Raw genomic sequence first — 20,978 nt, forward strand, 5'->3', positions numbered from 1 at the left:
GCGCACCGCCTCAAGCGCCGCGGACGCGGTAGAATGCCGGCCATCGCCCGATCTATTCACGCCGAGACATCATGAGCCTGCCCGATCCCCGCCTGGTCAAAACCTTCCTGCTCGACCTGCAAAACCGCCTCTGCACCGCGCTGGAAGGCGCCGACGGCCGGGCGCGCTTCGTCGAGGACGCCTGGAGCCGCGACAGCGGCGCCGGCGGCGGGCTGACCCGGGTGCTGACCGCCGGCCAGGTGTTCGAGCAGGCCGGCGTCAATTTCTCGCATGTGACCGGCGACGCGCTGCCGGCGTCGGCCACCGCGCACCGTCCGGAGCTGGCCGGCCGGCGCTTCGAGGCGATGGGCGTGTCGCTGGTGATCCACCCGGAAAACCCCTACATCCCGACCAGCCACGCCAATGTGCGCTTCTTCATCGCCGAGAAGGACGGCGAGGCGCCGGTGTGGTGGTTCGGCGGCGGCTTCGACCTGACCCCGTACTACGGCTTCGAGGACGACGTGGTGCACTGGCATCGCACCGCGCGCGACCTGTGCGCGCCGTTCGGCGCCGACACCTACCCGAAGTACAAGGCCTGGTGTGACGAGTACTTCCATCTGAAGCACCGCGGCGAGGCGCGCGGCGTCGGCGGACTGTTCTTCGACGACCTGAACAGCCCGGACTTCGACACCAGCTTCGCCTTCATGCAGGCGGTCGGCAACGGCTTCGTCGACGCCTACCTGCCGATCGTCGAACGCCGCAAGGCGCTGCCCTGGGGCGAGCGCGAGCGGCAGTTCCAGCTGTACCGGCGCGGCCGCTACGTCGAATTCAACCTGGTCTGGGACCGCGGCACGCTGTTCGGCCTGCAGACCGGCGGCCGTACCGAGTCGATCCTGATGTCGATGCCGCCCTTGGTGCGCTGGGAATACGGCTACCAGCCAGAGCCGGGCTCGCCCGAGGCGGCGCTGACCGAGCGTTTCCTGCCGGTGCGCGACTGGGTATAGGTCCCGTCACCTCAGGGGGTCAGTGCGGCTCGCGGCCGAGCTTGGCGAGCACCCGCGCGCCGTAGGCGTCGGCGAGCGTCACCGGCGGCAGGCCGGCGTCGGTCAGCTGGATATTGAGCAGCGCCAGCCGCTTCAGGCCGCGCTCGCGTTGTTCCGGATCGAGCCCGCCGAGTTGTTCGGCCAAGGCCTGCGCCTCGCGGCGCGCCTCCACCTCCGGCGGCAGGCAGCCGGCGCGCTTGAGTATCTGATACGCCATCCGCTGCTCGGCCGGCACCCGCGACCAGTCGTCGAGCTGCAGCGGCGCGCCGGCACCGGGCAGGTGCTCGAACTCGCCGCGCGCCTGCGCCTCGCGGATGCGTTCCTCGGCCAGACGATCGAACAGGTCCATGATCGGCTCCCGGTGGGTTGCTCTACTCAAAGTGTAATGCGCTGCTGCACACGACGGTACGGCGGCTTATACTGGCCGGCGTTGTCTTCTCGCCACTAGCCATGTCCCTGTTGCGCTACTGCCTTGCCCTGCTCCTGTGTCTGCTGACGCCGCTGGCGTTCGCCGCCGGCCAGATCCACCGTCCGCTACCGGAAAACCGCATCCCGGCAGAGGTGCGGCCGTTCGTGCCGGACGGCTACGGGGTGATCGAGCTCTTGCACAACGATCTGAACGGCAACGGCCGACTCGACTACCTGTTGGTGCTGGAACGCGACGAGGACGTGATGCCCGGCGACTTCCGCTCCGGCCAGCGGCCGCTGTTGATCCTCGAGAAGCAGAAGAACGGCTCGCTGAAGCTCACCGCGCGCAATGACCACATGGTGTACTGCTCGAGCTGCGGCGGCCTGATCGGCGACCCGTTCGTCAGCGTCTCACTCGGGCACAGCCGCTTCAGCCTGCACCAGTACGGCGGCAGCGCCTGGCGCTGGAGCACCGACTACAGCTTCGTCTGGTACGCCGGCAGCTGGCTGCTGGCGTCGGTCGACGAGACCAGCTTCCTCGCCGGCGAACCGGGACAGGCCACCTCGCACCACTACGAGTGGCCGCGCGACTTCGGCCGCATCGAACTGTCCGACTTCAACCCGGAAACCTGGCGCGGCCGCGGGCCGCATTAACGACTGGCGCCGTCCGGCCCGGCCTGCATCGCCGCCTTGAACCCCTGCATGAATTCCTTGAACGACCCGCCGGTCAGCGGCGTGAACAGCTCGCTCTTGCGTTCCTGCAGCAGTACCTCGCCAAACAGCTTCAGCCCCACCGCCAGCTGAGCGGCGGTGTCGGCGTCCCAGCGGCCGCTGGCGCGCACCCGCTCGACGATGCCGAACAGCTCGTCGTGGCTGACCGCCTCGAAACTGAACGGCACGGCGGTGTCCATTGCGCCGTCGAGCGGCTCGACGGTGATGCGGTAACGGTGACCCTTCATCGTTTTCCTTCCTGAACTGGTCCAAATAAAAACGGGGGCACAAGGCCCCCGTTTTTTGCTACGGCAACTTACAGTGCCAGCCCGGCGATCGCGTCCTTGGCGTCAGCGATGGCGCGCTTGCGGTTCTCGTCGCCCATATTGACGGTCTCGGCGCGGATGAATTCCACGTCGGTGATGCCGACAAAGCCCATCACGGTCTTCAGGTAGTCTTCCTGGAAGTCCATCAGGCGGCCCTGTTCGCTGCTGTACGAGCCGCCGCGGCTGGAGGCGATCAGCACCTTCTTGCCACCGGCGAGGCCGACCGGGCCGGTTTCGGTGTACTTGAAGGTACGGCCGGCGACGGCGATGCGATCGATCCACGCCTTCAGCTGCGACGGGATCGAGAAGTTGTACATCGGCGCGCCGATCACCACCACGTCGGCGGCGAGGAATTCGTTGATCAGCTCGTCGGTCAGCGCGCGCTCGGCACGCTGGGTGGCGTTCCAGTCCGATTCGGGCATGAAGCCGGCGCCGAGGATTTCGCCCGACAGGTGGGCGATTTGGTTAGCGGCCACGTCGCGCTGGGTGACGCGGACGTCCTGGTGACGGGCCTTGACGGCCTTGACCAGCTCGGCCGACAAGAGGCGCGATACCGAGTTGTCGCCGAGTACGCTGGAGTCGATGTGCAGCAGTTTCATGGTGTGTCCTTCTTGGTCGTTGAGCTGGCAGAGCAGCGATGAGTGCATGGTAGGGAATTGCACCAATCGCCACTAGACGGTCAAAATCGGAAACATTGTTCCACTGATAGAACACCCATGCGCGATCTCAACGACCTGTTCTACTTCGCCAAGGTGGTCGAGCACGGCGGCTTCAACGCCGCCAGCCGCGAGCTCGGCATCCCCAAGTCGCGGCTGTCGCGACGCGTCGCCGAGCTGGAGGACAAGCTCGGCGTGCGGTTGTTGCAGCGCACCACCCGGCGGCTGGCGCTGACCGAGGTCGGCAGCAGCTACTACGCACACTGTCAGGCGATGTTGGCCGAAGCCGACGCCGCCGACGAGGCGATCGCCCGGGTGCAGGCCGAGCCGCGCGGGCTGATCCGGGTCAGCTGCCCGGAGTTGCTCGCCAAGACCCTGCTCGCCCCGGTGCTTACCCGCTTCATGCAGAGCCACCCGCAGGTGCGTGTCTGGCTCGACATCACCAACCGCCGCGTCGACCTGATCGAGGAAGGCATCGACGTGGCACTCAGGGTGCGCAACCAGATCGAGGACAGCGCCAGCCTGGTGGCGCGCCGGATCGGCATCAGCACGGTGACGGTGGTCGCGAGCCCTGCGCTGCTCGCCGAATATGGCACGCCGACGAGCCCGGCCGAGCTCGCCCGCTTCCCGGCGCTGGTGATGCAGCGCCCGGACGGCCGTGGCCAATGGACCCTGATGGACGGCGATGGTCACGAGCACACGGTGATCATCGACACGCCGCGGCTGATCAGCGACGACATGGTGCTGCTGGCCGATGCGGCGATCGGCGGGATCGGCGTGGCGATGCTGCCGACGCTGGTGTGCCACGAGGCGCTGAACGACGGCCGGCTGGTGCCGCTCTTGCCGGCGTTCGAAGTGCCCGGCGGCATCCTGCACGCGGCGTTTCCGAGCCGGCGCGGCCTGGTGCCGGCGGTACGCAGCTTCATCGACTTCCTCACCGCCGAACTGGTGCCGCCCGACCACCCGAGCTATCAGCGGCTCGGCGGCCCGGCCGAGCGCGCCTGACTTCCCGCACCGGACAACAGGCCGTTCGGCCAACCTTGAGGAGCATGCAGATGCCACACTACACCACCCGGCCGATCAGCCGCGACGACTGGCCGCTGTTGGAGGCGCTGTTCGGCGCCAACGGCGCCTGCGGCGGCTGCTGGTGCCAGTTCTGGCATCTGCGCGGCAACGCCTACAAGGCGCAATGCGGCGAACCGAACCGCCGGGCGCTGGCGGCCGAGCTCGCCGACGGCCGGCTGCTCGGCTGCCTGGCATTCGCCGGCGACACGCCGGTCGGCTGGGTCAGGGTCGGCCGAAAGCGCGACTTCGCCCGGCTGAGCGCCAGTCGCAAGCTCGCCGGCCCGGACGACGCCGACGCCTGGTGCGTGCAGTGCTTCTTCGTCAAGCCAGGGATGCGCGGCCAGGGCGTCGCGCACGCGCTGCTGGCCGCCGCGATCGAGCTCGCCCGCGACCACGGTGCCACGTTCTTGGAGGGCTACCCGGTGCAGCACTCCGCCGACGGCAGGCTCGCCAACGCCTTCGCCTGGACCGGCACCACGCCGCTGTTCGCCGCCGCCGGCTTCGTCGACTGCCAGCCCGGCGAGGCCGGCAAACACCGCATGCTGCGCCGTCTCGACGCCGATTGAGTGCCGCCCTACTCCGTTCGGCCAACGTTAAAGAGACGCGTTCGCAACGTATTGTCGGACAAGGGAAACTGCTCTAACGCGCGGCCCTCTTATAGTCTGCGGGAATTAAGATGGGACAAACTATCACATCAAAGCCCGCGACAGCCGGCCCTCAAGGCCAGTAGAATACGGTTTTCGATTTTTATTCAGGCGATTAGCGAATGGCAACGATGGCGACCGAGCGCGTGTTGAGCGTCCACCACTGGAATGACACCCTGTTCAGTTTCAAGACCACCCGGGACGAATCCCTGCGTTTTGAGAACGGCCAGTTCGTGATGATCGGTCTGGAAGTGAACGGCCGCCCGCTGATGCGCGCCTATAGCATCGCCAGCCCGAACTACGAAGAACATCTGGAATTCTTCAGCATCAAGGTGCAGGACGGCCCGCTGACCTCGCGCCTGCAGCACCTGCAAGTCGGCGACAACATCCTGGTCAGCCGCAAACCGACCGGCACGCTGGTGGTGTCCGACCTGAACGAGGGCAAGCACCTCTACCTGCTGTCGACCGGCACCGGCCTCGCCCCGTTCATCAGCGTGATCCAGGACCCGGAAACCTACGAGCGTTTCGAGAAGGTCATCCTGGTGCACGGCGTGCGCAACATCAACGAGCTGGCCTACCAGGACCTGATCGAGAACCTGCTGCCGAACAACGAGTTCTTCGGCGAGATGGTGCGTGAGAAGCTGATCTACTACCCGACCGTGACCCGCGAGAAGTACAAGAACAACGGCCGCCTCACCGACCTGATGAAGAGCGGCAAGCTGTTCAAGGATATCGGCCTGCCGCCGATCAACCCGCTCGACGACCGCGCGATGCTGTGCGGCAGCCCGGCAATGCTGAAAGACACCGCCGCGATGCTCGACCACTTCGGCCTGGAAGTGTCGCCGCGCATCGGCGAGCCGGGCGACTACGTGATCGAACGCGCCTTCGTCGAGAAGTAAACGCTTCGGCCAAGGTTCGGCGAAAAGCCCCGCATTGCGGGGCTTTTTCTATTGGCCGCTTGATCGATGGACACGGTGGCCGGGAGCGGCCGCCGCCATGGATGATCCGCGAAAACCACACTGTTCCGGGCGGGCCTACCCGATAAAACAGCAATAATTCTCACTCGCTTTAAATAACAACCCGCGCGCAAAGCCGCGGCCAAACCGAACCTTTCAGTAAATCATCCTGTGTTTCATCGTCTCAATGAATAGTTAATATGAATTTTTCTTGCATATATCTTCAAAATAAAAGAAAAATTGACAATCAAATGGCATTAAATCTGCCCGTTTGATGATTTCGCTGCTCGGCACTCGCCAACACGCCGGCCAGGCACAAGCACCAACAACACCCAGGAGCCCTAGTGAAAGCCATTCTCTCCGCCAGCCTGCTCGGCCTGTGTGTCGTGACCGGCACCGCCGCGGCCGCCACCGCCTACGCGCCCTACGTCGACATGACCGCCTGGCCGACCCCGGTGATCGACCAGATCGGCGTACGCCAGGGCCTGCAACAGTTCAACCTGGCCTTCGTGGTCGCCGGCAGCAGCAGCTGCACGCCGTCGTGGGGCGGGGTGCAGAACATCGGGCCGGGGATCAGCTCCGACCTGCTCACCGCGATTTCCGGCGGCATCAGCCGCTACCGTGCCAAGGGCGGCGAGGTGGCGGTGTCGTTCGGCGGCGCCAACGGCACCCCGCTCGCGCAGGCCTGCGGCAGCGTCGGCGCTCTCACTAGCGCCTACCAGACCGTGATCGACACCTACAGCCTGAGCCACGTCGACTTCGATATCGAAGGCGCCGCCGCGGCCGACCCGACCTCGATCGAACGCCGCTCGCAGGCGATCGCGCAGTTGCAGAAGAACGCCGCCGCCAAGGGCAAGACGCTGCACGTGACGCTGACGCTGCCGGTGATGCCGTACGGCCTGACCCAGGACGGGCTGAACGTGGTCAACTCGGCGATCCGCAACAAGGTGGTGTTCGACGCGGTCAACGTGATGGCGATGGACTACGGCCAGGACACCGCCGACATGGGCGCGGCGGCGGTGCAGGCGGCCAGCTCGCTGTACACCCAGCTCGACAGCGCCTACAAGGCGGCCGGCCAGATCAAGACCAACGCGCAGCTGTGGCAACTGGTCGGGGTGACGCCGATGATCGGCGTCAACGATACCCAGAAGGAGGTGTTCACCCTCGCCAATGCCAGCCGGCTCGCCGGCTTCGCCGCCAGCAACAACCTCGGCCTGATCGGCATCTGGTCGGCCGGCCGCGACCAGGCCTGCCCCGGCGGCACCTCCAACACCGCCTCGCCGACCTGCTCCGGCGTCGTACAGAGCGCCGGCGCGTTCTCGGCCGCGTTCGCCGGCCTCAACGCCCACTGGGGTAGCGGCGTGAGCAAGGACGGCAGCTACGGCGGCGGCAGCGGTTCGGGCGGCGGCACGCCGACACCGAACGCGCCGTGGTCGGCCAGCCAGGTCTATGTTGCCGGCAACACCGTCAGCTATAACGGCGCGAGCTACCAGGCGCAGTGGTGGACGCAGGGCGACGTGCCGGGCCAGGCGTCGGTGTGGAAGCAGCTGACGGGCGGCCTCTCCACCTGGTCGGCGAGCGTCGCCTACGGCGGCGGCGCCTGCGTCAGCTACCAGGGCGCCAAGTACTGCGCCAAGTGGTGGACGCAGGGCGATGTGCCAAGCAGCGGCGGGGTGTGGGTGAAGTCCTGATCCTGGCGCTCCGGCGCTGAGCAAACAGCCCGGCCTCGGCCGGGCTGTTTGCATTCGGGCCGGCCAGGCGCATTTACCCGGCGCCGCACCGGGGCTAGCATGAGGCCGACCGCATCGGGCGACCCTCCCCGCTCTCACCGACCTCCTCTATGAAAGGCAGACCGATGACTCGCTCCCCGACCCTCGCCATCAGCTACGACGACGTGGTGGCCTCCCACCGGCGCATTGCCGGCATCGCGCACCGCACCCCGGTGCTGACCTCGTCGACCGCCGACGCGCTGACCGGCGCCGAGCTCTTGTTCAAGTGCGAGAACTTCCAGCGCATGGGGGCGTTCAAGTTTCGCGGCGCCTACAACGCCATCGCCCAGTTCAGCCCTGAACAGCGCGCCGCCGGGGTGATCGCCTACTCGTCCGGCAACCACGCGCAGGCGATCGCGCTGGCCGGGAGGCTGTTGGGGGTGCAGGCCACCATCGTGATGCCCGAGGACGCGCCGGCGATCAAGATCGCCGCCACCCGCGGCTACGGCGCCGAAGTGGTGCTGTACGACCGCTATCGCGAGGACCGCGAGGCGCTCGGCCGGCGTCTCGCCGCCGAGCGCGGCCTGACGCTGATCCCGCCGTACGACCACCCGCATGTGATGGCCGGCCAGGGCACGGTGGCCAAGGAACTGATCGAAGAGGTCGGCCCGCTCGACACGCTGGTGGTGTGTCTGGGCGGCGGCGGGCTACTGTCCGGCTGCGCGGTCGCCGCGCGGGCGCTGAACCCTGACTGCACCGTCATCGGCGTCGAGCCGGAAGCCGGCAACGACGCGCAGCAGAGCCTGCGCCGCGGCGAGATCGTCCACATCGACACGCCAAGCACCATCGCCGACGGCGCGCAGACCCAGCATCTGGGCGAGCTGACCTTCCCGGTGCTGCGCGCGCTGGTCGACGACATCGTCACCGTCAGCGACGCCGAGCTGGTCGAGACGATGCGCTTCTTCGCCGGGCGGATGAAGCTGGTGGTCGAGCCCACCGGCTGCCTCGCCGCTGCGGCGGTGCTGTCCGGCAAGCTCGACTTGCAGGGCAAGCGGGTCGGCGTCGTGGTGTCGGGTGGCAACGTCGACCTGGCGCGCTACGCCGCGCTGCTCGCGGGCGGGGTAGCGTGATCCATAAGGATAAGAGCAGCTTGGATAGTCTTGGAGAATCACGCCCCAGTAAGGGTGAATCCTTAGCGAATTCAAGTCCGCTGCAATCATCCTGCCCATCCCCTTTGCACTGCCGAGCGATCGTCAAGCGAGCAGGTTTTAAGCCGCCGCTTGTTCGAGTCCCGCGACGTTAGCGCGGGGCGAGTTCGGCGGCGCTTGGCCACTTGGCAGGCGAGAGGGAAGCCGAAGGCCAGCGCATCGGGGTCGCCTTTCTTTGCCTCCTTTCTTTGGCGAAGCAAAGAAAGGAGGTCGCCTGTCGGGCGAGACCGACAAGGCCACGCCCCAAGCACGCGTCCCCTCAATACCGTAAAGAACCATGAAAAAGCACCGCGGCCCCTATCGGGAACGCGGTGCTTTTTTATATGGCATGCCAAGGTTAGCCGAAAGCGAAGCCGCCCCCCCCCCCCCCGTTCGGCCAACCTTGGTGACCGATCTAAACTCAGTCGCGCCGCGACAGCTTCAAGGTCACGGTCAGCTCGCCCTCGTCGCTGAGCGACTGGACGTTCTGCAGCGTCATGCCCGAGGGCAAGAGCAGGCTGATGCCGTGCGGGATATTGACCTTGCTCAGCGTGCGCTCCAGCCGCTTGGCCATGCCCTGCGCCGGCAGCCGCGCCTCCTCGTCGAGAGAAAAGCCGTACGATTCGGCGGCGCTGTCGAAGGCCTGGCTGACCTGCTCGCGCGGCACGAACTTCTCCGCCATCGTGCTGACCTGGCTGGCCGACACCTCCTCCTCGCCACTGCACAGCGTCAGCAACTCGTCCTTGAAGCGCCCCTGCTCGACCGGGTCCTCGATCTCGCCGGACAGCTGCTCGACCACGCTCGCCACCATGCGGCTGCTCGACGCCGCGTCCGGCACGCGCATCGCCTTCAGGAAGTCGTCCAGCCAGAACTTGGCCTGATGGCCGAGCCGGTCGACCGCGTACACGGTCGGGCCGTTTTCCAGGATCAGCGCGCCCTTGTCGATCAGCTTGGGGTTGATGCCGGTGGCGTGACGGATGTCGATCACGTCGCCCGAATCGACCAGGGTGAGGAACTCGTCGCGGATCTCCGACTTGAACACGCCGAGGCCGCGCTGGCTGGTCTCGCCGTCGGACAGATTGCTGAACAGGATCACCAGCAGGTCGCCGGCGCTGATGTTCGGGTGCTGCGAGCGCGCGTACAGATGCTTGGCGATGCGGTGCGACACGTCGAGGAAATCCAGCTCGCCGCGGAAGAACTGCCGCGAGTAGTGGTAGATCTCGTTCAGGTTCAGCTCGGACTCGTGGAAGAACTGGTATTTCTTCTTGTCCGAGACGATGCCCTTCAGATAGCCGTCGAGCAGCAGCGCCGACACCTCGTCGTCCACCGACGAGGCGCGCTCGGACAGTTGCAGGCTCTCATCGCGCGCCGGGTTACCGACCCGGTGCACCACTAACCGTTCGACCCTGGATTCGCCTATCAACATGTTCTGTCCCTGCCCTGTGCGTTCGATGAGCCGAGATTATTCCCGCCGGGCCGCGGAAAGACAACTCGGTCGGCCAGCCCATCACAGATAGCGCTGCGCTACCCGCCGTATATCGACCGGCGCGAATCGGCCCGGATACAGCGCCTGCGCCGCCTCGTGCATCACCACCTGGCGGGCCACCGGACCGAACGACTCGATCCAGTGATCCTGCACGTACACCACCCGCCCCTGTCGCACCGCCTTCAGGTGCGGCCAGATCGGGTTGGTCTCGAACACCCGCGCGGGGCCGTAGTCGTAGACGAAGATCACCTCCGGGTCGACCTGAAGGATCGCCTCCAGGCTCATCTCGAACGCGGTGTTGTCCGGCACGTTCGGCGTCGGGTTGCCGCCCGCCACGTTGACGCCGCCCAGCGCGTTGAGGATAGAGCAGGTCATGTTCTCGTTGTAGAACGCCCACGGCGCCATCCCGGCGCCCCAGATGAACAGGTAGCGCGGCCGCTGCGCCGCCGGCATCCGGCCGGCCAGCTGAGCCAGGTCGCGGGCGAAGTCGCGGTTCAGCCGCTCGGCCGCCGCGCTGCGGCCCAGCGCCTGGCCGATCAGGGCGATGCTGTGGCCGCTGTCGCCGAAGGTCTCCAGCCGCAACGCCAGGTACGGCGCGATCTTCTCCAACCGCTCGGCGTTGGCCTCGGTGTAGCGCTGCATCGCGACGATCAGGTCCGGGCGCGCCAGCGCCAGCAGCTCCAGATTGGGCGCGGCACGTTGGCCGAGGCTCTTGGCCTGCGCCAGCCGGTCGAGCAGGTAGGCCGGGTGGCGGTTGCGCACCATGAAAGTCGCCGCCACCACCTGGGCGCCGAGCGCCAGCGCGGTGTCGGCGCCAGTGTAGGAAATCGTCGCGATGCGCTGCGGCGGGCTGTTGAAGGTGAGCGTATGGCCGCGGTCGTCCTTCAGCCGGGTCAATGCCTGCGCCGAGGCCGGCGCCAGCACGGCCAGCGCACCGAACAGGCGCAGCAGCGAGCGGCGGGAATAGCAAGGGGCCAAATCGGACGGGCTCATCATGCCTCCACCACCGCCGGCTCTGGACGCTGTAGCGCCCCCTCGAAGTGGCACACCGGCAGGCCGTCCGCGGCGCCGTCGATCAGTGCCGCCCTCACCCGGTACACCTGTCCGAGCAACTCGGGCGCGAGGATGTCGACCGGCACGCCGTCGGCGATCAGCCGGCCTTGCTGCAGCACCAGCGCGCGGTGGGAGAAACGCATCGCCTGGTTGAGGTCGTGCAAGGACATCACCAGCGTCAGGCCGAACTCGGCGTTGAGGTGCTGCAACAGCTGCATCACCTCGAGCTGATGACCCAGGTCCAGATAGGTGGTCGGCTCGTCGAGCAGCAGGATGTCGGCGCGCTGCGCCAGCGCGGTGGCGATCCAGACCCGCTGACGTTCGCCACCGGACAGCTCGAGCAGCGGGCGGTCTCGCATCGACACCAGGTCGGTCACGCGCAGCGCCCACTCGACCGCGGCCCGGTCCTCGCTCTGCTCGCCGCCCCACAGCGGGCGGTGCGGGAAGCGGCCATGCCGCACCAGATCGAGTACCGAGAGTCCCTCCGGGATGTCCTGCGTCTGCTTGAGGAAGGCGATGCGGCGGGCGAGCTGCTTGCGCGACCAGTCGCTCAGCGGCTTGCCGTCGAGCTGTACCTGGCCGGAAGCAGGCGTGAGCAAACCGGCAAGGCCGCGCAGCAGCGTGCTCTTGCCGCAGCCGTTCGGTCCGAGCAAAGTGGTGATGCGGCCGGATTCCAGCGTCAGCGACAGCGGTTCGACGATGGTGCGCGCACCATAATTCAGAGAAAGATTATTGCAGGTCAGCGACATACTCAACGCCTGGCAAGGAGGTAGAGAAAGAGCGGCGCACCGATCAACGGAGTGATCGCGCCGACCGGGATTTCCGTCGGGAGCAGCACGAGGCGGCCGGCCAGATCGGCCAGCAGGGTGACCAGCGCGCCGAGCAGCAGCGCGACCGGCGCGACCCGGGTCAGCGGCCCGCCGACCAATTGCCGCGCCAGGTGCGGCGCGATCAGGCCGACAAAGGCAACCGGCCCGGCCACGCCGACCGCGGCCGCCGCGGCAAAGCCGGCGAAGGCGAGCGCGCCCAAGCGCCACGCTTCGGCGTGCAGGCCCAGGCTGCTGGCCGCCTCGTCACCGAGCGACAAGAGCTGCACCCGCGGCAGCACCAGCGGCAGCGCGATCAGCATCAACACCATCCACGGCAGCACCAGCAGCACGTGCGGCCATTCGCGCCCGTACAGGTTGCCAGCCAGCCAGGTCAGCACCACCTCGATGCGGCTCGAGCCCCAGCCAGCCAGGATGGTCATCGCGCAGGCGTACAGCGTTGCGCCGACCGCCACGCCCATCAGGATCAGCCGTGCCGGCGCGGTGCCGCGGCGCCAAGCCAGGCCGTACACGGCGAACACGCTGAGAATGCCGCCCAGCTGCGCCACCAACGGCATCAGCGTCGGGCTGAAGGCGAGCAGCCGGCTGCTATCGGTACTGCCGGCGAATACGCCGACCAACAACCACAGCATCACCGCCAGCGTCGCCCCGGACGAGATGCCGAGGATGCCCGGCTCGGCCAAGGGGTTGCGCAAGGCGCCCTGCAGCACCAGGCCGCTGGCGGCGAAGTGCAGGCCGATCAGCAAGGCCAGCACGATGCGCGGCAGGCGCATCTCCCACACCACCATCGCGATGCCGGGCTGGCTGTCGCGATGCAGCAGCGCGTTCCACAGCACGCCGAACGGCAACTCGGCCGCCCCCAGCCACAGGCTGGCGACGACGGTCAGCGCGATCAGACCCACCAGCAGCGCCACGATGCCCAGCACCCGGCGTGACGTGAGCTGCGCCGTCACGGCGACGTTGTTGATGACGGCGCTCATGCCCGACCTCCCTGGCCATCGCGGCGTATCAGCGCGATCAACAGCGGCGTGGCGCACAGCGCGGTCAGGAAGCCGACCGGCAGCTCGCGCGGGGCGGCGACGGTACGCGCCAGCAGGTCCGCCGCCGTGACCAGCAAGGCCCCGCCGAGCGCCGCCGCCGGCAGCAGCACCCGCTGATCCCGGCCCAGCCACAACCGCATCAGGTGCGGCACGCACAGGCCGACGAAACCGACCGGGCCGGCGATCGCGACCACCGCGGCAGCCAGACCGACCGCCAGCGCGCCGAGGATCAGCCGCCAGCGCAGCAGGTCGAGCCCGACCGCCTCGGCCGCCTCGTCACCGAGCGCCATCACGTTGAGGATCGGGGCAAACAGCATGGCCAGCCCCAGCCCGACCACCAGCCACGGCAGCACCAGGTCGACCTGCTGCCAGCCGATGCCGGCCAATCCGCCGGCCAGCCAGTAGAAGATCGGCCCGGCCTGCGGGCCGGCCGACATCAAGAGGCTGATGGTGCCGGCGCTGCCGAGCGCGGCGACCGACAGCCCCGCCAGCGCCAGCCGCACCGGCGAGAGCTGGCCGCGCCACGCCAACGCGGTCGACAGCGCCGCACTAAACAAGCCGCCGGCGATCGCCAGGGCCGGGTGCCAGACGGCCGGAATCGCCGGGAACAGCAGGATCGCCGCCACCACCGCCAGCGCCGCGCCGCTGACCACCCCGGTCAGCGTCGGGTCGGCCAGCGGGTTGCGGATAATCGCCTGCATCAGCACGCCGGAGGCGGCCAGCGCCGCGCCGACCAAGGCGCCGGCGATGAAACGGGGCAGCCGCAGCTCGCCGACCAGCAGCGAGGCGGTGCGGCTGTCGGCCGACGGCGTCAGCAAGGCGTCCAGCGCCGCCCGCGGCGACAAGGCCAGCGTACCGTGGCACAGCGCCGCCAGGCCGATCGCAAGGAGAATGCCGCTGAGCACGGCAAACGTCGCCGTGTAGCGCACGCCGGCCGTCGACGCTCTGGATTGAGTGGATGGGGTCATCGTCAGGCTCCGGAAAGCGTTGGAGTGGCCAGGTAGTCCAGCCGCCGCTCGAAGGTGCGCAGCAGCAGCAGCGCGGTGGTCGCCAGGCCACAGAGCAGCCCGAGCCAGATGCCGCGGATGCCGTAGCCGAGCACCGGCCCGGCAAGGTAGGCGCACGGCAGCCCCACCAGCCAGTAGCCGACCAGCGAGATGCGGAACGAGCTGTTCACGTCCCCCGCCCCGCGCAGGATGCCGACGCCGACGTTCTGCGCGCAGTCAAACACCTGCAGCAGCGCCGCGATCGCCAAGAGCCCCACCGCCAGCTCGTACGCCCGGGTATTGGCGGCCACCCGTGCGTCGAGAAACGGCGCCAGCACCCAGCCGGGCGAGGCCAGATACGGAATCGCCACCAGTAGCATCGCGGCGACGCCGAGGCCGAGGCCGGTATAGCCGAGCCGACGCGCGCCGCCGAAATCCTGCTGCGCGCAGGCGTGACTGATGCTGATCGACGTGGCGTGCGACAGCCCGACCGAGATCATGAACACGATGTAGATCACCTGGTTGGCCACGGTCTGCGCGGCCAGGGCGTCGGCGCCGAGCGTGCCGATCAAGAGCGTCAGCACGGTGAAGAAGGCCGCCTCCGAACCGTAGGTGGCGGCGATCGGCAGCCCCATCTTCCAGGTGCTCAAGAGCGCCTCGGTGTCGGCACGCCAGATCGCCAGGCTCATATGACGGGCCAGCTCGGCCCGGCCGAGTACCACCGTCAGAAACATCAGGAAGGACAGCAGGTAGACCAGGCTGGTCGCGCAGGCGATGCCGATCAGGCCGAGCTTGGGCAGGCCGAAGCGGCCGAACATCAGCCCGTAGTTCAGCGCCAGGTTCAGCCCGATCGACACCAGCGTGATCGCCAGCAAGGGACCGGGCTTGCGCAGGCCCACCGTGTACTGGCGGATGGACTGGAACCACAGGCACGGCAGCATGCCCGGCGCGGCGGCGAGCAGGTAGGCACTGGTCTGCCGCGCCACCGCCGGATCCTGCCCCAGCCAGAGCAGCGGACGCTCCACCAGCAGCATCAGGCCGGCGAACAGCAGACCGGCCAGCGTGGCGAGGGCGAAGCTGGCACAGACCAGCCGGCGAATCCGCTCGCCGTCGTTCTGGCCGTTGGCGTAGGCGACCAGGTTGCCGGTCGACGTCACCAGCCCGGCGCCCATCGTGCGCAGCTGGTTGAACAGGGTGATGGCGAGACCGCCGGCGGCGATCTCGTGGGGGCCGAGCAGCCCCATCATCGCGATATCGGTGCTGGTCAGCGCCACCTGCGCCAGCTGCGTCAGGATCAGCGGCGCTGCCAGTACCCCGATATGCCGGGCATCGCTAAAGAGTCGTTCGGTTGGATTCATGGTGTGGGCAGGACGAACTGCCATGCACGATTGCAACGTTGGCCGAACCGGCCGTCACAGTGGCGAGAAACCGTCCCATCCCTAATGGGATAGAACGGTTGGTATGGCGCACTGCGGCGAGCCGGAACGGCTTACAGATCGATCTGCGCCGACAACGACACCGTGCGCGGTGCCCCCTCCCAAACGCTGCCGTAATTGGCTGCGGCCCAGTAGCGTTTGTCGGTCAGATTCTGCACGCCCAGGCGGAAGGTCGTGGCGGTGCCGCCGATAGCGGTGACGTAGCGTGCGCCCACGTCGAAGCGGGTATAGCTCGGCAGGTCGACGGTATTGGTATTGTCGAGAGGACGGGAGCCGACGTAGTAGACGCCGCCGTTGACGCTCAGCCCGCGCACGGCCGGAATCGCGTAGTCGAGGAAGGCGTTGGCCTGTTCGCGCGGCACGTTGGCCGGGCGCTTGCCGGCGGTGGCGGCATCGCCGGTATCGAGCAATTCGGCGTTAAGCCAGGCGGCACCGGCAACCAGCGACAGATTGCTGGTCAGCTGGCCGTTGGCGATCAGTTCCACGCCGGTATGCCGCTGCGTGCCGCCCTGGCCATACACGTTGTGGCTATTGGTGAACTCCAGCGTCTTATCGATGCGGAACAGCGCCGACGACACCATCAGGCTCGGCGTGACCGCCATCTTGACGCCCACCTCGTTCTGCTTGCTCTTGATCGGCTTCTGCCATTCGCCGGCATTGACCGTGTTATACGGCGCGACCCCGCCTTGCTCGAAGCCTTCCGAATAGCTGTAGTAGGTGGAGAGATTCGGCAGCGGTTTGTAGACCAGGCCGTACGACGGCATCGTCACATTCTGCTGGTATTCGCTGGCCGCCTTGCCCACCGGCATGCTGTCCTGGCGATAACGGATACGCCGAGCGCCGAGCATTACCTCCCATTGCTTGCCGATTTCGATCAGATCGCTGACGAACACGCTGGGCTCGTAGTTCTTGGTCAGGTTCTTGGGCTTATCGACGATAATGGCCGGCTCGGGCGAATACACCGGCCGGAAGATATTGCCCACGGTGATCGGCAGCACGGTGAAGCCGCCATCACGCGATTCGGCGTTGCGAGTGGAGATGCCGGTGACCAGATTGTGCGTCAGCGGACCGGTGGCGAACTTGCCGGTAAAGAACGAGTTGGTCGACAGTACCTTGAAGCTTTGTCCCCGCGACAGAAAGATGTCGCCGCTGAGGATGTCGCCGTTGGGTGCGACAGTATAGATATCCGGGAACGCGGCATCACGGTCGTTGACCGACTGGGTGACCTGGGTGGTGAACGACCAGTTGTCGTTGAACTGGTAGTCGAAGCGACCACCCAGGTTATAGGTGCGGGTCTCGTACTGCAGCCACGGCTGCCCCAACAGCGTACGCGGGTTGATCAGCGGCGGCAGGCTGCCGTCGCTTTGCGGGCCGATCAGCGGCTGTGCCGCCAGCTTCTTGTTCTGGTAGTCGAAATCGAGCCGCAGCAAGGCCTGCGGCGATAGCTTCCAGTCGAGCGCCCCACCGACGAAGCCGCGCGACAGATCGCCGTTGTGGTGGAAATCGCCGACCTTCTCCCCGGCCGCCATGAAACGGGCACCGACGGTTTCCGCCTCGTTGAGCGGGCCACCGGTATCGACACCGAGGTAGTAGCCGTCGTAGCTGCGCACCTCGGCCTTGACGCTGGCAAAGCGCTCGGCGGTCGGGCGCTTGAGAATGTAGTTGACGCTGCCGCCCGGCGGATTTGCCCCGTACAGGAAGCCAGACGGCCCCTTCAGCACGTCGATGCGCTCGACGTTCTCCAGCGGCACGTCCATAAAGGGACTCAGCGGCATGCCGTCGCGGCGCATCGCATTGGTCCAGCCGAGCTGGAAGCCGCGGATGCTGATGTTGTCGAACGCCCCGCCCACCGCAGAATTCTGCACCGACGGGTCGTTCTTCAGCACGTCGAGGACCGTGTGCGCGTCCTGGTTCTGGATCAGTTTTTCCGAATAGGACTGGATCGACAACGGTACATCCAGCCCTTTCTTCATCCCCAGGGCGCCGACGTTGACGTCCTGCACCTGGTACAGCGGGGCGCGGCTGCCCTCGACCGTGACGGAAACAAGCTGCGTTTCAGTTTGTTCTCCCGCCAGGGCAGCGGCAGAGATGGGCATGCTCAGGATGGGGGCCAGCAACAGCGGCAAGGTCTTCATGTACAGCATCTCGTCTAATTTGTGTGTGGCGAGCGCATACCACTCCGGGCTTGGCACTCAGTGCCAAGCCGAATCGATGTGCTTTGGGGAGGGTATGACTCGGGTCTTTTTTTGGAGCACGAATAGTAACTATTACCATTCGTGTTTTCAACGAGAATTTATTTCATTTACCGATTAAATATTGCACCCAGATGAACTCTTGCCTCACCGCCGCAACCTCACGGTCTCCTGCGAAATACAAGGAGCGCTAACAGGCCGGCGAGATAAGGAAAAGACCCGGTACGGCCCTAGTCTGCCGCCACGGACAGCTTGCCGCTTTGGAGGACTTGTCGTTGAACTTGCCATTGAACAGCAGCGTGCCGGGTCGGCAGGCACAGCGCGGATGGCAAGGCGACAGTTTGAAGGTGAACGGTAGCGATTCCTGACACCAAATCAGCGCCCTTTCGCCCGTTCAATTAGGTGGTGTTCCACACCAGGAGGATTGGCGTACCTTGAAAGTGTGTAGTCCCGGTCGGTCTGTGCTGTCCACTGCTCTGGACTGCGCCAGCCAAATCGCCATTCATTGAGGGCACGGCGGCCAGAACCTCACCGAAGTTCCAGAGCACTCGCAAGTGGCCTACTTGCCCACTGTAGCCGGCCGGTTCCGCTCCATCGTTCATGCGCATCGGCGAACTCGCCAGCGGCAATCGCGGAGAGCGTCGACAGGTCGAGCGCCAGGCTGAAGCCGGCATCTCTTCGGCCAGATGCTACGATTTGCCCGCCCGGCGCAACCGATCAGCTCGCGGCATAGCCACTGCTTCGGCAGCCCGGTGCCACCGCCGACCGTGCCGATCACCACGCTCGGCAGCAGGTCACCGGCGCTTGATCGATCCAGCGGTAACCCTGACCGCCCGCTGGGATCAGGGGTAATCCTGTGGCGCTAACCGGCATTTCCTTCATAGCCCCGACTGCTTGGAGGATGTTCAACAGCCGCGCGCATGACGTTTTCCAGGCTCTGCCTTTCATGGTCTTCGCTAAACAAGGGCTGCCGCGCCCGGCATTGCCGCAGCAGCCGGCGATAGAAGTCTGCATCGTGTTCGGCCAGCCATAGCCGGGCAGCCAGCGCCTGTTCGTCGCCAACCGGGTAATACCCGGCATAGTCCGGCCCCAGCATCCCGATATTGCCGGAAACGGCAGACGCCACCACCGGTACGCCGGCCATCACGGCTTCGGCCACCACATTGGCGCCGCCTTCCATCCGCGAGCTGATGACCATCAAGTGGCTGCGCGCCAGGTATTGCCGCACCTTCCAGTGTGGTACGTCGCCCACCCAGCGATAGCGGGCCTCATCCTGCATCAGCCTGGCCGCCTGGTCCGCCATTTCCGCGCTGAGCGCCTGCCCCATCTGAGTCACGCGGATTTGCGACTGGCGCGGCAGGTGAGGCAGCGCCAGCGCCGTGCGGAACGGGTCTTTCTCTTCGCGCAAATGGCCGATGACGCACACCTCGAAAAAACGCCGGCTTGACGAAGCTTGCGCCAGTGGCTGGGCGGACTGATAGACGACCATCGTCTTATGCCTGAGCGCGGCATCCAGCTCCTCCACTCCCTGCTGTTGCAGCAGCACCAGTCTGGTCGCGAGTTGTAGCGACGCTTGGGCGGTGGGGTCGCAGCGGATATCCCGGTACAGGTCGGTGCCGGTCAACACCACCACTAACGGCTTGTGCGGATACTGCGCCGCAAAGCGGGCCGCCGAGGCATGACTCTTGCGCGCGTGCAGTGCCAGCATCACGTCGGCTTCGCGGCCGCCCCATTCCTGTTCGAGTGTGACGCGATGGCCGGCTTGCCGCAGCAAACGGGCCCAGCGCGTGGCGGTGTTGCGGTTACCGCTGTGCGAACCGGGACGAGCCGGCGTGATGAGGGCGATGTTCATGGGCCAAGCGCCTTATACTCGGTCATGTCGGGTTTCTTGTTCACGTTTCGGCGGGCCGGCTGCGCAATGCAACCGACCCGGCCGGCTTAGGAAACGGGTACCGCTATGGCTAGCAGCTCATCCGGTGAAATCGGTCTTGCCACAATGTTGCGCGATGCCCGCCGGCATACCTGCGCCTTGTTGCAGTGTCTGGACGGCCAGCAATGGCTCGGCCCCTACTACCCTATCGTCAACCCGCCGCTGTGGGAATTCGGCCATATCGCCTGGTTTCAGGAGTACTGGTGCCTGCGGCGCTTGCCAGACGGCCGGTTTTTGCCTTCGATGCTCGAGTACGCCGACGCATGGTACGACTCGTCGCAGGTGGCGCATGCCAGCCGTTGGCGGCTGCCCTTGCCTTCGGTCGAGGCCACGCATGCCTATGCCGAGCAGGTGTTGACGCAGGTGCTCGAGCGGCTTGAGCGCGAGCCTGACCAGCCGGAGCTTGGCTATTTCGCCCAACTGGCCCTGTTCCACGAAGACATGCACGGCGAAGCGTTTCACTATTCCTGGCAGACCCACGGCTACCCATCGCCCGCGTTGGCGATAAACCAGGACCCGCCGCCGGCCGGAGCCTTGCCCGGCGACGTCGAACTGGCGGGCGGGCGCTTCCTGCTCGGCGCCAGGCCGGACCAGGGTTTCGTGTTCGACAACGAAAAGTGGCAACACGAGGTCGTGATCGAACCGTTCACCATCGCCCGCGCGCCGGTCACCAACCGCGAATATCTCGCCTTCGTCGAAGACGGCGGCTATCGCCGCCGCGAATGCTGGAGCGATATCGGCTGGAACTGGCGCGAACAGGCCCAGGCACAGGCACCAGGCCACTGGCGGCAGTGTGCAGGTCGTTGGATGGCGCGCCGCTTCGACCAATGGAGCGAGCTCGCGCCCGATCAGCCGGTGCTGCATGTCAATTGGCACGAGGCGCAAGCCTTCTGCCGCTGGCGTGGCCGCCGCTTGCCGACCGAGGCGGAATGGGAATACGCAGCGGCACAAGGCGCCCCCGGCGAAAAACGCTGTTATCCGTGGGGCACGGCCGCCCCGGAGCCGTCGCGCGCAAACCTGGACGGCCGCGCCGCTTGGTGTGTCGACGTCGCCGCCTGTGCGGAAGGCGATAGCCTTAGCGGCTGCAGGCAAATGATCGGCAATATCTGGGAGTGGACGGCATCGCCGTTTCATCCCTACCCTGGTTTTAGCGCCGATCCCTACGCGGATTATTCGCAGCCCTGGTTCGATACCCACTACGTACTGCGCGGCGGCAGCTTCGCCACCCGCTCCCGATTGATCCGCAACGTGTACCGCAATTTCTACCTGCCCGAGCGACGCGATATCTTTGCCGGGTTCCGCACTTGCGCGCTGGCGCCGGGCTGATCCGGTTGCCCCCGCTCG

General features: G+C 66.6%; 19 protein-coding genes. 8 read left to right on the plus strand and 11 right to left on the minus strand.

Annotated elements, in window-relative coordinates:
- Positions 1–71 precede the first annotated feature (71 nt).
- Positions 72–983 (plus strand): oxygen-dependent coproporphyrinogen oxidase, encoded by a 912-nt coding sequence (hemF, locus tag ACZ2IA_RS08025; RefSeq protein ID WP_470292048.1) that lies wholly within the window; start codon positions 72–74, stop codon positions 981–983.
- 19 nt (positions 984–1,002) lie between these two features.
- Here hemF and ACZ2IA_RS08030 read toward each other — a convergent pair whose 3' ends face one another.
- On the minus strand, positions 1,003–1,371 hold the full coding sequence (locus ACZ2IA_RS08030; protein WP_470292049.1) for a DnaJ family domain-containing protein: 369 nt from the start codon (positions 1,369–1,371) through the stop codon (positions 1,003–1,005).
- 101 nt (positions 1,372–1,472) lie between these two features.
- Here ACZ2IA_RS08030 and ACZ2IA_RS08035 point away from each other — a divergent pair, with 101 nt between their 5' ends.
- Complete coding sequence (locus tag ACZ2IA_RS08035) at positions 1,473–2,084, plus strand: hypothetical protein (protein ID WP_470292050.1); 612 nt, start codon at positions 1,473–1,475, stop codon at positions 2,082–2,084.
- Here ACZ2IA_RS08035 and ACZ2IA_RS08040 read toward each other — a convergent pair.
- Together ACZ2IA_RS08040 and ACZ2IA_RS08045 are read right to left on the minus strand one after the other, a co-directional pair.
- Positions 2,081–2,389: a DUF3861 domain-containing protein gene (locus ACZ2IA_RS08040; RefSeq protein ID WP_470292051.1), complete on the minus strand. Its 309-nt coding sequence runs from the start codon at positions 2,387–2,389 to the stop codon at positions 2,081–2,083. The two genes, ACZ2IA_RS08035 and ACZ2IA_RS08040, sit on opposite strands and share 4 nt — an antisense overlap.
- A 68-nt stretch (positions 2,390–2,457) precedes the next feature.
- Positions 2,458–3,066 carry an FMN-dependent NADH-azoreductase gene (locus ACZ2IA_RS08045; RefSeq protein WP_470292052.1) on the minus strand — a complete coding sequence of 203 codons (609 nt, stop codon included), beginning with the start codon at positions 3,064–3,066 and terminating at the stop codon, positions 2,458–2,460.
- Positions 3,067–3,183: 117 nt separating this feature from the next.
- Here ACZ2IA_RS08045 and ACZ2IA_RS08050 point away from each other — a divergent pair, with 117 nt between their 5' ends.
- From ACZ2IA_RS08050 to ACZ2IA_RS08070, 5 genes are all read left to right on the plus strand, one after another.
- A complete protein-coding gene (locus ACZ2IA_RS08050) occupies positions 3,184–4,128 on the plus strand; it encodes a LysR substrate-binding domain-containing protein (RefSeq protein WP_470292053.1) in 945 nt (314 codons plus the stop codon).
- A gap of 50 nt (positions 4,129–4,178) precedes the next feature.
- Positions 4,179–4,754 carry a GNAT family N-acetyltransferase gene (locus ACZ2IA_RS08055; protein WP_470292054.1) on the plus strand — a complete coding sequence of 192 codons (576 nt, stop codon included), beginning with the start codon at positions 4,179–4,181 and terminating at the stop codon, positions 4,752–4,754.
- 200 nt (positions 4,755–4,954) lie between these two features.
- Entirely contained in the window at positions 4,955–5,731 is a 777-nt protein-coding gene (locus tag ACZ2IA_RS08060; RefSeq protein ID WP_470292055.1) for a ferredoxin--NADP reductase, read from the plus strand.
- Between the two features lie 401 nt (positions 5,732–6,132).
- Positions 6,133–7,479 carry a chitinase gene (locus ACZ2IA_RS08065; protein WP_470292056.1) on the plus strand — a complete coding sequence of 449 codons (1,347 nt, stop codon included), beginning with the start codon at positions 6,133–6,135 and terminating at the stop codon, positions 7,477–7,479.
- A 164-nt stretch (positions 7,480–7,643) separates the two neighbouring features.
- A complete protein-coding gene (locus tag ACZ2IA_RS08070; protein WP_470292057.1) occupies positions 7,644–8,627 on the plus strand; it encodes a threo-3-hydroxy-L-aspartate ammonia-lyase in 984 nt (327 codons plus the stop codon).
- A gap of 478 nt (positions 8,628–9,105) precedes the next feature.
- Here ACZ2IA_RS08070 and ACZ2IA_RS08075 read toward each other — a convergent pair whose 3' ends face one another.
- From ACZ2IA_RS08075 to senB, 8 genes are all read right to left on the minus strand, one after another.
- A complete protein-coding gene (locus ACZ2IA_RS08075) occupies positions 9,106–10,110 on the minus strand; it encodes a nucleoid-associated protein (protein ID WP_470292058.1) in 1,005 nt (334 codons plus the stop codon).
- An 81-nt stretch (positions 10,111–10,191) separates the two neighbouring features.
- Positions 10,192–11,163, minus strand: a complete 972-nt coding sequence (locus tag ACZ2IA_RS08080; protein ID WP_470292059.1) for an ABC transporter substrate-binding protein — start codon at positions 11,161–11,163, stop codon at positions 10,192–10,194.
- Positions 11,163–11,972: an ABC transporter ATP-binding protein gene (locus ACZ2IA_RS08085; protein ID WP_470292060.1), complete on the minus strand. Its 810-nt coding sequence runs from the start codon at positions 11,970–11,972 to the stop codon at positions 11,163–11,165. Before ACZ2IA_RS08085 ends, ACZ2IA_RS08080 begins: the two co-directional genes overlap by 1 nt.
- A 2-nt stretch (positions 11,973–11,974) precedes the next feature.
- A complete protein-coding gene (locus tag ACZ2IA_RS08090) occupies positions 11,975–13,030 on the minus strand; it encodes a FecCD family ABC transporter permease (protein ID WP_470292061.1) in 1,056 nt (351 codons plus the stop codon).
- Positions 13,027–14,058 carry a FecCD family ABC transporter permease gene (locus ACZ2IA_RS08095; RefSeq protein WP_470292062.1) on the minus strand — a complete coding sequence of 344 codons (1,032 nt, stop codon included), beginning with the start codon at positions 14,056–14,058 and terminating at the stop codon, positions 13,027–13,029. Before ACZ2IA_RS08095 ends, ACZ2IA_RS08090 begins: the two co-directional genes overlap by 4 nt.
- A gap of 2 nt (positions 14,059–14,060) precedes the next feature.
- Positions 14,061–15,434: an MATE family efflux transporter gene (locus ACZ2IA_RS08100; protein WP_470292063.1), complete on the minus strand. Its 1,374-nt coding sequence runs from the start codon at positions 15,432–15,434 to the stop codon at positions 14,061–14,063.
- Between the two features lie 131 nt (positions 15,435–15,565).
- Positions 15,566–17,647 carry a TonB-dependent siderophore receptor gene (locus tag ACZ2IA_RS08105; protein ID WP_470292064.1) on the minus strand — a complete coding sequence of 694 codons (2,082 nt, stop codon included), beginning with the start codon at positions 17,645–17,647 and terminating at the stop codon, positions 15,566–15,568.
- A 919-nt stretch (positions 17,648–18,566) separates the two neighbouring features.
- Positions 18,567–19,556 (minus strand): selenoneine biosynthesis selenosugar synthase SenB, encoded by a 990-nt coding sequence (senB, locus tag ACZ2IA_RS08110; protein WP_470292065.1) that lies wholly within the window; start codon positions 19,554–19,556, stop codon positions 18,567–18,569.
- A 144-nt stretch (positions 19,557–19,700) separates the two neighbouring features.
- Here senB and senA point away from each other — a divergent pair, with 144 nt between their 5' ends.
- Complete coding sequence (gene senA / locus ACZ2IA_RS08115) at positions 19,701–20,960, plus strand: selenoneine synthase SenA (protein WP_470292066.1); 1,260 nt, start codon at positions 19,701–19,703, stop codon at positions 20,958–20,960.
- Positions 20,961–20,978 lie beyond the last annotated feature (18 nt).

The organism is Crenobacter sp. CS_VA4, from assembly GCF_055597485.1.